Origin of the sequence: Bacillus sp. FSL K6-2861, from assembly GCF_038630725.1 — a bacterium.
Classification (GTDB): Bacteria; Bacillota; Bacilli; order Bacillales; family Bacillaceae; genus Bacillus; species Bacillus velezensis.
The window spans coordinates 4,026,993-4,041,967 of sequence record NZ_CP152037.1; the positions used below are offsets into that span (position 1 = coordinate 4,026,993).

The 14,975-nt window shown below is 48.1% G+C and carries 12 protein-coding genes; 6 read left to right on the forward strand and 6 right to left on the reverse strand.

The window, feature by feature from the left end; all coding sequences use genetic code 11:
* Positions 1-374: 374 nt before the first annotated feature.
* The 3 genes from NYE62_RS19985 to NYE62_RS19995 all read right to left on the reverse strand — a co-directional run bounded on the left by NYE62_RS19985 (position 375) and on the right by NYE62_RS19995 (position 3,910).
* Positions 375-1,547: a DUF262 domain-containing protein gene (locus NYE62_RS19985; protein ID WP_015418547.1), complete on the reverse strand. Its 1,173-nt coding sequence runs from the start codon at positions 1,545-1,547 to the stop codon at positions 375-377.
* Position 1,548: 1 nt separating this feature from the next.
* Positions 1,549-2,298 (reverse strand): FRG domain-containing protein, encoded by a 750-nt coding sequence (locus NYE62_RS19990; protein WP_015418548.1) that lies wholly within the window; start codon positions 2,296-2,298, stop codon positions 1,549-1,551.
* A 205-nt stretch (positions 2,299-2,503) separates the two neighbouring features.
* Positions 2,504-3,910 (reverse strand): glycoside hydrolase family 43 protein, encoded by a 1,407-nt coding sequence (locus NYE62_RS19995; RefSeq protein ID WP_342497148.1) that lies wholly within the window; start codon positions 3,908-3,910, stop codon positions 2,504-2,506.
* 241 nt (positions 3,911-4,151) lie between these two features.
* Between NYE62_RS19995 and hutP the strand changes: the two genes are divergently transcribed.
* The 6 genes from hutP (at position 4,152) to NYE62_RS20025 (ending at position 11,609) form a co-directional block, all read left to right on the forward strand.
* Positions 4,152-4,598: a hut operon transcriptional regulator HutP gene (gene hutP / locus NYE62_RS20000; RefSeq protein WP_004393292.1), complete on the forward strand. Its 447-nt coding sequence runs from the start codon at positions 4,152-4,154 to the stop codon at positions 4,596-4,598.
* Positions 4,599-4,710: 112 nt separating this feature from the next.
* Positions 4,711-6,249: a histidine ammonia-lyase gene (gene hutH, locus NYE62_RS20005; RefSeq protein WP_256683826.1), complete on the forward strand. Its 1,539-nt coding sequence runs from the start codon at positions 4,711-4,713 to the stop codon at positions 6,247-6,249.
* Complete coding sequence (hutU, locus tag NYE62_RS20010) at positions 6,246-7,910, forward strand: urocanate hydratase (protein ID WP_342497149.1); 1,665 nt, start codon at positions 6,246-6,248, stop codon at positions 7,908-7,910. The genes hutH and hutU overlap by 4 nt, the downstream gene beginning before the upstream one ends.
* A gap of 1 nt (position 7,911) precedes the next feature.
* Positions 7,912-9,177, forward strand: coding sequence for an imidazolonepropionase (gene hutI, locus NYE62_RS20015; protein ID WP_342497150.1), 1,266 nt, complete (start codon positions 7,912-7,914; stop codon positions 9,175-9,177).
* Entirely contained in the window at positions 9,170-10,120 is a 951-nt protein-coding gene (gene hutG / locus NYE62_RS20020) for a formimidoylglutamase (RefSeq protein WP_327973222.1), read from the forward strand. Before hutI ends, hutG begins: the two co-directional genes overlap by 8 nt.
* A 70-nt stretch (positions 10,121-10,190) precedes the next feature.
* Complete coding sequence (locus NYE62_RS20025) at positions 10,191-11,609, forward strand: amino acid permease (RefSeq protein ID WP_007407815.1); 1,419 nt, start codon at positions 10,191-10,193, stop codon at positions 11,607-11,609.
* A 39-nt stretch (positions 11,610-11,648) separates the two neighbouring features.
* Here NYE62_RS20025 and NYE62_RS20030 read toward each other — a convergent pair whose 3' ends face one another.
* From NYE62_RS20030 to deoC, 3 genes are all read right to left on the reverse strand, one after another.
* A complete protein-coding gene (locus tag NYE62_RS20030) occupies positions 11,649-12,950 on the reverse strand; it encodes a pyrimidine-nucleoside phosphorylase (RefSeq protein ID WP_007407816.1) in 1,302 nt (433 codons plus the stop codon).
* Positions 12,951-12,977: 27 nt separating this feature from the next.
* A complete protein-coding gene (locus NYE62_RS20035) occupies positions 12,978-14,159 on the reverse strand; it encodes a NupC/NupG family nucleoside CNT transporter (protein WP_004393280.1) in 1,182 nt (393 codons plus the stop codon).
* A 92-nt stretch (positions 14,160-14,251) separates the two neighbouring features.
* Positions 14,252-14,920 (reverse strand): deoxyribose-phosphate aldolase, encoded by a 669-nt coding sequence (deoC, locus tag NYE62_RS20040; RefSeq protein ID WP_004393277.1) that lies wholly within the window; start codon positions 14,918-14,920, stop codon positions 14,252-14,254.
* Positions 14,921-14,975: the final 55 nt, after the last annotated feature.

The window sequence follows — 14,975 nt, forward strand, 5'->3', positions numbered from 1 at the left end:
TCCGAAAAAAGGGTATAAAAAAAACCCAAACTGCACAGAACACGGGGGTCTCCCCCTGTCTGACGCAATTTAGGTTTTGCCTGCGGTTTGCAGTAACAATCCTGGGTGAATGATATTGGGTTGATATGTATACTTTAGCACTGGATTTATTGGGTGTCAACGCTTACATTTAAATATTGCTCCAACTACCATTTAATGCTTTATTTATAAAATAATTTGTTTATTTCTATTATAATCAAAAATCTATTCCATATCCTTATAGAACAATTTAACATTAAGTTTGTCCATAAATCAGCGTGGAGTAAAGAAAGTATAATTTATAACAATAGTCCGTAGCTGTTCTAATCACTACGGACTTATAGCAATTTAAACTTTTAGTCTTCAACAACTTGTAAGAATTCAAAGTTCATTTCGTTAATCAATTCGTTCATAGCTCGAGCATTTGTAGAAGAAGCGTTAAACTTAGGATCTTCTAAATACGAATTTTTTAAAGCATCAGATATATAAGTGAGAAAGTTATCTATTCCAGCTTTTTGTTTTAATCTAGATAGTGAGATACCTTCTTTAATCATTTTGTGAATAACACCAGAAAGTATCATTGCTATAGTTATCTGAAACCTATAACCTTTGCTTGAGACACCATAAATTTCTTTAGAAAAGGGGTGCTCAATCCTTTCTCCAATTACTTCAATTATTTCATTAAATGTATTAAATCTATTTATGATCTCATCATATTCCTTTTGTGATTGTTGTGGATTACGTACTTCTAGTTTAGATTTATGTTTCATATACTCTTCAGCATAAACTGATGATTTCGCGTATCCTGTATTGAGTCCATTTTCAAGTATACTCATTATCACAAAAATATTTTCTTGTATTTTCTTCTTTTTCACCCTATCTGTTGTTGCATTGTAAGCCCTTTGAATCTTACTAGAAACCTTTTTATCATTCATTTTTTGAGCAAATTTATTTACAAAACTATTCAATTTAGAATTATAAACAGCATGCCGTATATCCTGCGGTGTTAATGGCTTAGTACCTTTATTATATCTACTGAAAATCTCCAATTCTAATTCGAGACCAGGGAAATCAGTAAAAACGATAGAGGCAAGTTTGTGCGATAAAATTTTCTCTTTAATTTCAAATTCGCAATCACTAAATTTTTTTCCATTTAACTCCACCATTATATTTAGTCCTGAAAGTTTAAATTGATTTTCTTTAAACCTATGAAATGCTCTCAGTCGATGTTGTCCATCTACTACGTTTAAAACTTTAACTCCCTCATAACGATCATTAGCTAAAAAAACAGGTGGTATTGGTATACCAAGAAGAATTGACTCAATTAAAGAACTTTCGTCAGCAACTGATGCTCTGTAATCTCTCTGATAGTCAGGGGCAATTATAATTGAATCAGTATAATCAAGTTTGAGTTCATCATCTAGCTCTTCCTCTTTATCTAGTTTTTGAAGTTTATATCCATTTGTAATCATAGATATAATATCTTTTATAGCGATATCCTGAGGTTTATAATTTATTTTAGCTAGCAAGTTACTCACCATCCCTTACATATTCTAAAATACTCTTTTTCATTATTATATCTTTTGTAACAGATTCCAATTCTGGATAAAGTGTTGTATAACCTATTCCCATAGAATAAAGAGAGGACAGTATATCTTTTTTGCACTCTCCTTTGATCACTAATCTTCTAATTATATTTTCATCTTTCAAATCTGATAAAGGTTGGCAGTTATCTTGAAAATATACAAAAAGCCCATTTTGTGCGTTAATTCTTTCATTTAACTTTCTAGCTTTGAATGCTATCGGCCCATCAAAATTGTCTAAGTTTATTCTTTCACCATTAGAAATATTAATTATATCTGAACGTGATGCAAACTTATAATTCAATTCTAAAGGATTTAGAAACCATACTTCTGCATCACATTCTTCATTTTCATGGAAGGAGTTTTCAACAGCAAACATTAAAGAAACTACATGCGAATGAGTAAAATCTAACAATTTAGTTGGGATACCGTAATGTTGTGCATAAACCATCCACTCATAGTCATCTCTGATATCTATAGGTTGCTTCACATAATTGTGACAATTCACTTTAAACTCATTTAAAAAATATTGAATTGATCCTCTCGAATATTTCCTCTTTTTGTTATTATCCAATCTAAGGGCACCAGGTAACAATTCGTATTCTTTTTCCTGTCCTCTTGATAAAATAAACTCTTTAGGTAGCGCTTCTACAAATTCAGTAAATTGACTTAGCCTTTCAATAGGTTCATCTAACAATATAAATTTCCTCCTATTTTTTAACGTGTCATTTATTTTATGTTGTAGTCTAATAAATTTATCGGCTAACTTTCTTTTTTATTTAGTTGAATATTACGTATCTGTAAAGGTTTAACTATATAAAAAACGAATCTCTTCTTCAGATAATAATAAAGAAGAGATTCATTCCTTAGAGATTTATAACATATATTAAACTTTAATTGGTTTACTTCACTCCCCAAACAGCCTCCCCATCACCGCTCAGCACACTAAACGTCACAACTTCTTTCTCTCTCGCCGAGTCCCATTCTTTCAGGAAGACGCCGTCATAATTTGTGCCGTTCAGGCTGATTCGGGCTTTGCTGCTGTCCGTTATTGTCCAAGTTCCGGTCATTTCCCCGGAAATGGTGCCGTCGTTGTTAAGCCGGATGTTTTTTGGGGTTTTGATCGTAGCTGTGATGTCTTTTCCGTGCTGGATGAGTTTGTAGGTTCCGGATGCGGCGGCCGCCGGAATGTGTGTATCCGGTTCTCCCGCATAGCGGTATGGCGCTGCAACGGGCCATCCGTCTTTGTTCATGTACAGCCGATGTACTCTGACTTCGTGCTCTTCGCCTCTGTTCGGGAAACGGGTGTGGAAAATGAGGTATGATCGTTTCGTTTTCCCGTCGTAAAACACGGAGTTGTGTCCCGGCGATACATAGCCCGTGCCTTTTTCAGATTGTGAGGCGAAGCTGTAGCCGCCCATGAGTTTGACCCCGTACGGTTCAATTGCTTTGTCGTCGAAGAAACTGCCGTCTTTTCCTTTGGCATCAAGCATGTTATGGCCTGCGGCGTCATAGTACGGACCGTCCGGATTTTTAGAGCGCGCCACACGCATATGATAACCGCCGGCTGCGTCAAGTCCGCCGAATGACAGATACAGATAGTAATATTTCGTTTCCGGATTGTAGCTGATGTACGGGCCTTCGATTCTGCTGTGATTTCCGCCGAGCAGTTTTTTTCCGTAGCCTTGGTTCGGGAGCGGGAAACCGGTTTTCGGATTCATTTCCAGTATAAAAATCCCCCCGGAGTAAGAGCCGTACACCATCCAGAGCTTGCCTTTATGGTCAAAAAACGTTTGCGGATCTACGACGTTCGGGTGAACGTTTGCATGATACGTCGTGCCGTCTTCGCTTTTTCCTTCCATGCCCGATTTCAAAAAGATGCCTTTGTTTTTGTAGGGTCCTTCGATCTTGTCACTCACGGCGACACCGAGAGCGGATCGCGGCGAGTCTCCTTTACAGGCGTTATAGTACATGTAATATTTCCCGTCAGACAGCTGGGCGACGTCCGGCGCCCACAGCGTATCAGACTGGGCCCAGTCGAATGTCTCTTTTAATTCGGTGTAGACGTTCGGGATCAGGGGATTATTGGGATTGACGCTTGAAGATATCTGCTGCCACTGCATCAGGTTTTTCGACTTGGCGGAAGCCAAATGCGAGCCGAATACATAATATGTATCTCCTGTTTTGATGACGGACGGATCATGCACGCTGACCTCTGAAAAAACCGGATGCTGGGCTTTTGCCTGCGGCAGAGTGAATCCGATGACCGCTGCTGAGACCAGGCACACACGAAAGAAACTGGTTTTCATTTTCTGAAATCTCCTCGCTCTCTTCTTTTCTTAAAACGCTTTCAAGGCAACGCTCTATTTTATGACGCGGATGGCGGAAATATGTGATCAACAGCGCCGGCTTCGCGATGTACCGCTTTACTTCGATAACAATCTGATTTGTGAAAGACTGGAAAAAAAGTTTTGACTTCTGATTCGCAAACACTTAATATAAAAAACAGTTACTAGTTATCAGAATATTTGAGAATTGAGTGAAGCATATATGACCTTACACAAAGACCGCCGCATTGGGCGATTGTCCGTCCTTCTTCTGCTTCATGAGACTGAAGAAAACCAGCAGATCAGCCGGCTGGAACGGGACGGCTGGAAAGTCTGTCTCGGCAGGGTGGGTTCAATGGATGCGCATAAGGTGGTAGCCGCAATTGAAACCGCTTCCAAAAAGAGCGGCGTCATTCAATCTGAGGGTTATCGCGAATCACATGCGCTGTATCATGCCACAATGGAAGCTTTGCACGGAGTGACGCGGGGCGAAATGCTGCTTGGCTCGCTGCTTCGTACCGTGGGCCTGAAGTTCGCCGTCTTGCGGGGAAATCCGTATGAAAGCGAAGCGGAAGGCGATTGGATCGCCGTTTCACTTTACGGCACGATCGGAGCTCCGATTAAGGGGCTTGAGCACGAAACATTCGGAGTCGGAATTAATCACATATGAATCAGCCCATAGATTTCAGATGATAGGGGGCTATGCGTGAAACATCATTTTCATGGCATAGCTCCTTTTTGTATGGGCGCTTTACCAAAGTAAAGGAAAAGGGGTTGAAATGATGGTGACGTTAGACGGTTCCTCACTGACAACCGCAGATGCCGAGCGTGTGCTGTTTGATTTTGAAGAGGTTCAGGCATCTGCCGAAAGCATGGAACGTGTGAAAAAAAGCAGGGCGGCGGTTGAACGGATCGTTCAGGAAGAGAAGACCATTTACGGGATTACGACGGGATTCGGCAAGTTCAGCGATGTGCTGATTCAAAAAGAAGACGCCGCGGATCTGCAGCTGAATCTGATTCTTTCTCACGCGTGCGGCGTCGGTGATCCGTTTCCGGAATCTGTATCGCGGGCCATGCTGCTTTTGCGAGCCAATGCCCTGCTGAAAGGCTTTTCCGGCGTGCGGACTGAGCTGATTGATCAACTGCTCGCGTATCTCAATCATCGCATTCACCCGGTCATCCCGCAGCAAGGGTCACTGGGGGCGAGCGGAGATTTGGCGCCGCTTTCTCATCTCGCACTGGCGCTTATCGGGCAAGGCGAAGTCTTTTACGAAGGGGCCCGGATGCCGACAGCTCATGCTTTAGAAAAGACAAACCTTCAGCCGGCCGTCCTGACCTCTAAGGAAGGGCTCGCGCTGATCAACGGAACGCAGGCCATGACCGCGATGGGGCTGATCGCTTACCTCGAAGCCGAAAAACTGGCCTATCAGTCGGAACGGATCGCGAGCTTAACGATCGAAGGCCTTCAGGGCATTATCGATGCGTTTGACGAGGACATTCATGCCGCCCGCGGTTATCAGGAACAGATGGATGTCGCCGAGCGAATCCGCTATTACTTGTCAGACAGCAAACTGACGACCGTCCAAGGGGAGCTGCGTGTCCAGGACGCCTATTCGATCCGCTGTATCCCTCAAGTCCACGGCGCATCATGGCAGACATTAGCGTATGTAAAAGAAAAATTAGAAATTGAGATGAATGCCGCGACAGATAACCCGCTCATTTTCGAAGACGGCGCCAAAATCATCTCAGGCGGAAACTTTCACGGACAGCCGATCGCATTTGCCATGGATTTTCTCAAAGTGGCGGCGGCCGAACTTGCGAATATTTCTGAACGCCGTATCGAACGGCTTGTGAATCCGCAGCTGAATGACCTGCCGCCCTTTCTGAGCCCTCAGCCCGGCTTACAATCCGGAGCGATGATCATGCAATATGCGGCGGCCTCCCTCGTGTCAGAAAATAAAACCCTGGCCCATCCCGCCAGTGTCGATTCCATTCCTTCATCGGCAAACCAGGAGGATCACGTCAGCATGGGAACCATTGCCTCAAGGCACGCCTACCAGATCATCGCGAATACGAGACGGGTGCTTGCCGTTGAAGCCATTTGCGCGCTGCAGGCCGTGGAATACCGGGGTGCGGAACATTGCGCCTCGTACACAAAACAGCTCTATCTCGAAATGAGAAACATCGTGCCGTCCATACAAGAAGACCGCGTGTTTTCTTATGACATCGAGCATCTGAGTGACTGGCTGAAGAAGGAGTCTTTTCTGCCGAATGAGCATCACCAAAAACTGATGACCAATGAAGGGGGACTGACAAGATGACTGATGTAAAGAAATCAATCCGCGCCGGCCGCGGCACCGAACTTGAATGCTTAGGATGGGAGCAGGAAGCCGTGCTCCGCATGCTCCGAAACAACCTTGATCCGGAGGTTGCAGAAAAGCCGGAGGATCTGATCGTATACGGCGGCATAGGCAAGGCCGCGCGAAACTGGGATGCTTTTCATGCGATTGAACGTTCCCTCAAAACGTTAAAAGATGATGAAACACTGCTGATTCAATCCGGGAAACCGGTCGGACTGTTCCGCACGCACAGCCGCGCCCCCCGCGTCCTATTGGCCAATTCAGTTCTCGTGCCGAAATGGGCGGATTGGGAGCATTTCCACGACCTTGAGAAAAAAGGGCTGATGATGTACGGGCAGATGACGGCGGGCAGCTGGATTTATATCGGCTCACAAGGTATTTTGCAAGGCACCTATGAAACCTTTGCGGAGCTTGCGAGACAGCATTTCGGCGGCAGTCTGAAAGGAACCCTTACGCTGACGGCCGGACTTGGCGGAATGGGAGGCGCCCAGCCGCTGTCCGTCACGATGAATGATGGCGTCGTCATCGCCGTTGAAGCGGATGAAACACGGATTGATAAACGGATAGAAACAAACTATTGCGACCGTAAAACCGCATCAATTGACGAAGCGCTGCGCTGGGCCGAAGCAGCCAGACAAGCCGGAGAACCTTTATCGATCGGCCTTCTCGGCAATGCGGCTGAGGTGCATCATGAGCTTTTGAACCGCGGCGTCCATATTGACATCGTGACCGATCAGACTTCCGCTCACGACCCGCTGATCGGCTATATTCCGGCAGGATACTCACTTGAAGAGGCCGACCGCCTGCGCCGGGATCAGCCTGAATTATACGTAAGGCTTTCCAAGCAGAGTATGAAAAAGCATGTGGAAGCCATGCTCGCCTTCAAGAAAAAAGGGGCTATCGTCTTTGATTACGGCAACAATATCCGCCAGGCTGCCAAAGATGAGGGGCTCGCCGATGCTTTTGATTTTCCGGGATTCGTTCCCGCCTACATCCGGCCTTTATTTTGTGAAGGAAAAGGGCCGTTCCGCTGGGCTGCGCTGTCGGGAGACCCTGAAGATATATACCGCACGGACGCTTTATTAAAAGAGCTGTTTCCAGAAAATCAAGCCCTTCACCGCTGGATTGACATGGCACAGAAAAAAGTCACATTCCAAGGCCTGCCGTCCCGTATTTGCTGGCTCGGCTACGGTGAACGGGAAAAGATGGGGCTCGCCATCAATGAATTGGTCAGAAACGGCGAGCTGAAAGCCCCGATCGTCATCGGAAGAGACCATTTAGACTGCGGATCTGTCGCCTCTCCGAATCGGGAAACAGAAGCGATGAAAGACGGAAGCGACGCGGTCGGCGATTGGGCGGTGCTGAACGCGCTGATCAACACGGCCTCAGGCGCAAGCTGGGTTTCTTTTCACCACGGCGGGGGCGTCGGCATGGGGTATTCCCTTCACGCGGGAATGGTCGCGGTCGCTGACGGCAGCATCCTTGCGGAACAGCGGCTTTCCCGCGTTCTGACAAGCGATCCGGGAATGGGCATCATCCGCCATGCGGACGCAGGTTATGAAAAAGCGGCTCAAGTCGCCGAGGAACAAGACATTATGATACCGATGAAAAAGGAGCGGTAACATGCCGAAACAAATAGATACCTTACTCACCAACATCGGCCAGCTGCTGACGATGGAATCCGGCGGTCCCCGATCAGGCGGAAGCATGCAGGATCTTCGTGTCACGGAAGATGCCGTCATCGGCATTTCCGACGGGCGCATTGTTTTTGCCGGACATCAAGGAGCGGAGGAAGGATACGAGGCAAGAGACATCATCGACTGCGGGGGACGGCTCGTCACCCCCGGCCTCGTCGATCCCCATACCCATCTTGTATTCGGAGGGTCCCGGGAAAAAGAACTGAATTTAAAAATTCAGGGCATGTCCTATTTGGATATTCTGGCGCAAGGCGGCGGTATTTTGTCAACGGTCAAAGACACGAAAGCCGCTTCCGAAGAAGAACTGATTGAAAAAGGGCTTTTTCACCTCGGACGCATGCTGTCATACGGCATCACGACGGCAGAAGTAAAAAGCGGCTACGGACTCGACAAAGACACGGAGCTGAAACAGCTGACCGCGGCGAAGAAACTGGGCGAACGCCAGCCGGTCGACCTTGTCACAACTTTTATGGGGGCACACGCCATTCCGCCTGAGTACCGGAACAGCCCTGACGAATTTCTGAATCGCATGCTGCAGCTTTTGCCTGAAATAAAAGAAAAAGGCCTCGCGCAATTTGCCGATATATTCACAGAAACAGGCGTCTTTACCGTCAGCCAGTCACGGGACTACCTGAAAAAGGCGTCTGAAGCTGGTTTCGGCCTGAAAATCCATGCTGATGAGATTGACCCGCTCGGCGGCGCGGAATTGGCGGCAGAGCTGCATGCTGTTTCTGCCGATCATTTGGTGGGGGCGTCTGACGAAGGCATCGAAAAGCTAGCGGCCTCCGGAACGATCGCCGTCCTGCTGCCGGGCACGACTTTCTATCTCGGCAAACACACTTATGCGAGAGCCCGGGAGATGATTGATGCGGGCGTACGGGTCAGTTTGGCGACTGACTTCAACCCGGGCAGCTCACCGACGGAAAATCTCCAGCTCATTATGTCGATTGCCGCGCTTCATTTAAAAATGACCGCAGAAGAAATCTGGCACGCTGTCACCGTTAATGCCGCGTATGCGATCGGAAAAGGCGAAGAGGCCGGACAAATCAAAGCCGGACGGGCGGCTGACATTGTCATTTGGGAAGCGCCGAATTACATGTATATCCCGTATCATTACGGCGTCAATCATGTCCGCCGTGTCATCAAGAACGGAAAGACGGTCGTTTCAAGGGAGGGAGCCGCTCTTGGATAAGTATCCGTTTCTGCAAAAAGCCGGCTCCCTCTTCAACGACCGCCATGTGACAAGGGTCGGCGATGTGACGGAAGCGTGGGCGGGACAAATGATCAAAGGGCCGGCTTTGATCGGCGTTCCGCTTTCTAAGTCGTCAATCAGCCATTCCGGCGCCTGCTTTGCACCCGGTGCGATCCGCCGGGCGCTCGGCGGGATTTCCGCTTATTCCGCGGAGCTGCGGGAGCATGTCATTGACCATCTTTACGATATCGGCGATATTCAGATTCACGTCACGGATGTCGTCACATCTCACGAACACATTTATCGGACCATTCATGACATTCTGACGGACCAGCCTGACTGGGTGCCCGTCATTCTCGGCGGCGACAACTCCATCAGTTATTCCACCATTAAAGCCATTGCGGAAACGAAAGGAACAACGGCCGTCTTTCAATTCGACGCCCACCACGACGTCCGCAACACAGAAGACGGAGGACCGACAAACGGCACGCCATTCCGCCGGCTGTTAGATGAAAATATCATAAGCGGACAAAACCTGATTCAGCTTGGAATCAGGGAGTTCAGCAACAGCTTGGCATACGAACAATATGTAAAAGAGCGGCAGGCAGACGTGCATACAATGGAGATGATCCGGGAGAAAGGGCTCCTCCGAACGATACAAGAGGTCTTGCCGGCCGTTCAAAAAAGAGCCGACGCCATCTTTATTTCGGTTGATATGGATGTGCTGGATCAAGCTCATGCGCCCGGCTGCCCCGCGATCGGCCCCGGAGGCCTGTATACCGAAGAACTGCTTCAGGCGGTCCGGTTTTTAGCCAGTGAGGCTGACATCTCGGGTATTGAGATCGTTGAGGTTGATCCGACACTTGATTTTCGCGATATGACAAGCCGGGCAGTCGCACACGTCATTTTACATGCATTAAAGGGATTTAAATTGTCACGTTAAAGTCAAATCCGGCACGCGTGCTCTCGGCTGCCGGAAGATTCTCACGCCACGCAAAAAGGGGGAGATCACGATGGATGTTGATCAAGGCGGCAATCAACTAAAGCGCACGATGAAAAGCAGGCACTTATTTATGATTTCATTGGGAGGGGTCATCGGCACGGGGCTGTTTTTGAGCACAGGGTATACATTGAGCCAGGCCGGGCCGGGCGGGACGATCGCCGCTTACCTGATCGGCGGCTTGATGATGTATCTTGTCATGCAGTGTCTCGGAGAATTGTCAGTAGCCATGCCTGTGACCGGTTCATTTCAAACGTATGCGACAACGTTTATCGGGCCGTCCACGGGTTTTATGGTCGGTATCATGTATTGGGTGAATTGGGTGGTGACGGTAGGATCGGAGTTTACAGCTTCCGGTATCCTCATGCAGCGCTGGTTTCCCCACAGCAGCGTCTGGATGTGGAGCGCGATTTTCGCGGCTCTCCTTTTTGCCGCCAATGCATTCTCCGTTAAATTGTTTGCAGAAACAGAGTTTTGGTTTTCAAGCGTCAAAATCGTTACCATCCTTTTATTTATCATCTTAGGCGGCGCCGCGATGTTCGGTTTGATTTCATTGCACGGTTCGGGTGAAGCTCCGATGCTGTCGAATTTTACCTCACACGGCGGACTGTTTCCGAACGGCTTTCTTGCGGTTTTCATCGCAATGATTTCCGTAAGCTTTGCCTTTTCAGGAACGGAGCTGATCGGCATTACCGCTGGTGAAACCGCCAATCCGGCAAAAGATATTCCGCGTTCGATCCGAAATGTCGCCTGGAGAACGGTCATCTTTTTTATCGGCGCCATTTTTGTGCTGTCCGGACTGATCTCCTGGAAGGAAGCCGGTGTGATTGAAAGTCCGTTTGTCGCGGTCTTTTCCCAAATCGGTATCCCATACGCCGCAGATATCATGAACTTCGTGATTTTAACGGCTTTGCTTTCGGTCGCCAACTCCGGGCTGTATGCTTCCACCCGGATGCTGTGGTCTCTTGCGAATGAAAACATGATCAGCGCCCGGTTCAAAAAAGTCACGCCGAAAGGCATTCCGCTGAATGCTCTGCTCGCCAGCATGGCCGTTTCCTGCATATCCTTGATCTCAAGCATCGCCGCCCCGGGCACAGTCTACGTGGTGCTCGTGGCAATAGCCGGATTTGCCGGCGTCGTGGTGTGGATGAGCATCGCCCTGTCTCAGCTGTTATTTCGAAAACATTATGTGAAAAACGGCGGACGCGTCTCGGATCTGACCTTCCGCACACCGTTATACCCTCTCGTTCCGATCGCCGCTGTGATCTTATGTTTCGCTTCATGCGTAGGCCTTGCATTTGATCCCAATCAAAGAATCGCCCTCTTCTGCGGAATTCCTTGTATGATCCTGTGCTATCTCATTCGTTTTTTGAGAAAGAAACAGCCGAAACAATCCGTCCGTGACATTCATTTGGATAAAACCATGCCATAAAAAAAGGCACATACTGATGAGGTATGTGCCTTTCTTCTCTTATTCCGTAATCAGCGTATGAATCAGTTTCGGCGCTTCCGCTTTTTCTGAGATGCGGATGTTGTCATAGACTTTGGCGGTCACGTCTTCAACGTTTTCGCGGTTGGCGTAAAGGGTGACGAGCGGCTCGCCTTTTTCGACGTTGTCACCGACTTTTTTGCGGAGCATAATGCCGACGGCAAGATCGATTTCGTCCTCTTTTGTCGCACGTCCCGCGCCCAACAGCATCGCTGCGACGCCGATTTCGTCAGCGACGATTTCTGAAACGACACCCGCTTCTTTTGCCGGAACGTCAATTTTGTACGCCGCCTGCGGAAGTTTGGACGGATCGTCAACGACAGAAGCGTCTCCTCCCTGATTGCTCAGGAACTCTTTGAACTTTTCAAGCGCTTTGCCGTTTTTCATGACTTCCTGAAGCTTTGTTCTCGCTTCTTCCAATGTCTCAGCTTTTTTCGCCAATACGACCATTTGGCTGCCGAGCGTGAGGACGAGTTCGTTTAAGTCTTCAGGCCCTTCCCCTCTTAATGTATCAATGGCTTCTTGTACTTCCAGAGCATTCCCGATCGCAAAACCGAGCGGCTGCGACATGTCAGAAATCACGGCCATCGTCTGGCGGCCGACGTTGTTTCCGATGCGGACCATTGCTTTGGCGAGGTTCACGGCGTCTTCATCCGTTTTCATAAACGCGCCGGCTCCCGTTTTGACGTCAAGCACGATGGCATCTGCTCCGGCGGCGATTTTTTTACTCATAATTGAGCTTGCGATCAGCGGGATGGAGTTCACCGTACCCGTTACATCACGCAGCGCATAAAGCTTTTTATCGGCAGGCGTCAAGTTGCCGCTTTGTCCGATGACGGCTACCTTGTCGCGGTTCACAAGCTTGATGAATTCATCTTTTGACAATTCCACGTGGAAGCCTTCGATCGCTTCCAGCTTATCAATGGTTCCCCCCGTATGGCCAAGACCGCGGCCGGACATTTTAGCGACGGGAACGCCGAGCGCCGCGACGAGCGGTGCGAGTACGAGAGTTGTCGTGTCGCCGACCCCGCCCGTAGAGTGCTTGTCGACCTTAATGCCTTCAATGGCGGAAAGATCAATCGTTTCCCCTGAATTCACCATCGCCATTGTCAGATCGGCGCGCTCCTGATCTGTCATATCCTGAAAGTAAATCGCCATAGCCAGCGCGCTTGCCTGATAATCAGGGATACTTCCGTCCGTATATCCTTTTACGAAAAATTGAATTTCTTCTGTTGTCAGTTCTTTTCCATTTTGTTTTTTTACAATAAGATCTACCATTCTCATGATCTATCACCTGTCCTTTATTTATGTTCAGTGAATCAATCCGACGATCGCCGCTGTCAGGAAGCTGACGAGCGTTGCGCCGTACAGCAGCTTCAGCCCGAACCGCGCGACGACGTTTCCTTGTTTTTCATGCAGCCCTTTCACCGCACCGGTAATAATTCCGATAGAGGAGAAATTCGCGAATGAGACAAGGAATACAGATACCACTGCCTGTGTATGCGCACTGAAATGGAAATCGCCGGATGAGAGTGTCTGCATCGCCACAAATTCATTCGATACCATTTTCGTCGCCATAATGCTTCCGGCGCTCACCGCTTCATTCCACGGAATACCGGTTAAAAACGCAAACGGCGCGAATACATATCCGAGCAGCGCCTGGAATGTAATGCCGAAGACCGCATTAAAAACGCCGTTGACCAGGGCAATGAGTGCGACAAATCCGATCAGCATCGCCGCTACGACGACGGCGACTCTGAATCCATCCATTATATACTCACCGAGCACTTCAAAAAAGGATTGCTTTTCTTCTTCAGGAACGACGATCAAATCCTCTTCTTTGCTGACGGTGTACGGGTTGATGATAGAAGCGATGATAAATCCGCCGAATAAGTTCAGCACAAGCGCCGTCACGACGTATTCAGGCTTCAGCATCATCATGTAAGAACCGACGATCGACATTGAGACCGTCGACATTGCGGACGCGCAAAGCGTATATAAGCGCTGTTCAGTAAGATAACCGAGCTGTTTTTTCAAACTGATAAAGACTTCTGATTGCCCTAAAATCGCGGATGCGACAGCGTTGTAAGATTCGATTTTCCCCATTCCGTTCACCTTGCTTAACGCAAGACCGATATACTTCGTGATGAAGGGGAGGACCTTCCAATGCTGCAGAATTCCGATTAAAGCGGATATAAAGACGATCGGCAGAAGCACGCTCATGAAGAACGTCGTCTGTTTCGCATTCACAAGCCCGCCGAATACAAAGTTAATCCCTTCTGATGCATATTCCAGCAAGTAGTTAAATCCTTTTGCAAAACCGCCGACAAGAAAATTCCCGATACCGGTGTTGAGGAGAATATAACCGAGAATCAGCTGCAGCACGAGCATGACGGCGATCGGCCGGATTCTGATTCTTTTTTTGCCGTTGCTGGCAAGCCAGGCAAGACCTAAAAACACAATGATTCCGATAATTCCGATGAGATACTTCATATGTGTTCTCCTTTTATTTGTATTCGCTTACAATTTTTTATGCATCAACAAAGAAAGAGGATGGCGGAAGCTTTCAGCTTCCGCACTGCTGATTAATAGTCGCTGCTGCCGCTGTCTCCGCCGCTCACGATAGAGACGCCCGCACTTGCGCCGATCCGGCTCGCGCCCGCAGCGATCATGCTGTCAACATCAGCTTTTGTTCTGATGCCGCCTGATGCTTTGACCCCGATGTCCGGTCCGACTGTTTTTCTCATGAGAGCGATATCTTCAGCCGTTGCCCCGCCTGTAGAAAAACCGGTAGACGTTTTGACGAAATCTGCGCCTGCGGATACCGCCAAGCGGCACGCGCGCTCTTTTTCTTCATCTGTCAAAAGGCATGTTTCGATGATCACTTTGACGAGCGCTTTTTTATCAGCTGCTTCAACTACCGCGCGGATATCAGCTTCAACCGCTTCATCATCGCCGTCTTTTAATGCGCCGATATTGATGACCATGTCAACCTCAGTTGCCCCTTTTGAGATGGCATCCTTCGTTTCAAATGCTTTTGTTTCCGATGTCGTTGCGCCGAGAGGAAATCCGATAACGGTGCAAACGTCAACTCCAGTGCCTTTCAGTTCCTCCGCTGCGAGTTTGACCCAAGTCGGGTTTACACAAACGGAAGCGAATTTATATTCTTTTGCTTCTTTTATCAGTTGTAAAATATCCGCTTTTTGTGTATGCGGTTTCAAAGCAGTATGGTCTATTTGACTTGCAATTGACATTGTATGCACTTCCTTTTTCCTAGGATACGTTTAGAATAACCGAATTTTGAACATA

What these genes read in the sequence shown, in the direction of transcription:
- NYE62_RS19995 (WP_342497148.1), bottom strand. Translation starts at nt 3,910, where the DNA reads ATGAAAACCAGTTTCTTTCGTGTGTGCCTGGTCTCAGCAGCGGTCATC.
- hutP (WP_004393292.1), top strand. Translation starts at nt 4,152, where the DNA reads ATGACCTTACACAAAGACCGCCGCATTGGGCGATTGTCCGTCCTTCTT.
- hutH (WP_256683826.1), top strand. Translation starts at nt 4,711, where the DNA reads ATGGTGACGTTAGACGGTTCCTCACTGACAACCGCAGATGCCGAGCGT.
- hutU (WP_342497149.1), top strand. Translation starts at nt 6,246, where the DNA reads ATGACTGATGTAAAGAAATCAATCCGCGCCGGCCGCGGCACCGAACTT.
- hutI (WP_342497150.1), top strand. Translation starts at nt 7,912, where the DNA reads ATGCCGAAACAAATAGATACCTTACTCACCAACATCGGCCAGCTGCTG.
- NYE62_RS20025 (WP_007407815.1), top strand. Translation starts at nt 10,191, where the DNA reads ATGGATGTTGATCAAGGCGGCAATCAACTAAAGCGCACGATGAAAAGC.
- NYE62_RS20030 (WP_007407816.1), bottom strand. Translation starts at nt 12,950, where the DNA reads ATGAGAATGGTAGATCTTATTGTAAAAAAACAAAATGGAAAAGAACTG.
- NYE62_RS20035 (WP_004393280.1), bottom strand. Translation starts at nt 14,159, where the DNA reads ATGAAGTATCTCATCGGAATTATCGGAATCATTGTGTTTTTAGGTCTT.
- deoC (WP_004393277.1), bottom strand. Translation starts at nt 14,920, where the DNA reads ATGTCAATTGCAAGTCAAATAGACCATACTGCTTTGAAACCGCATACA.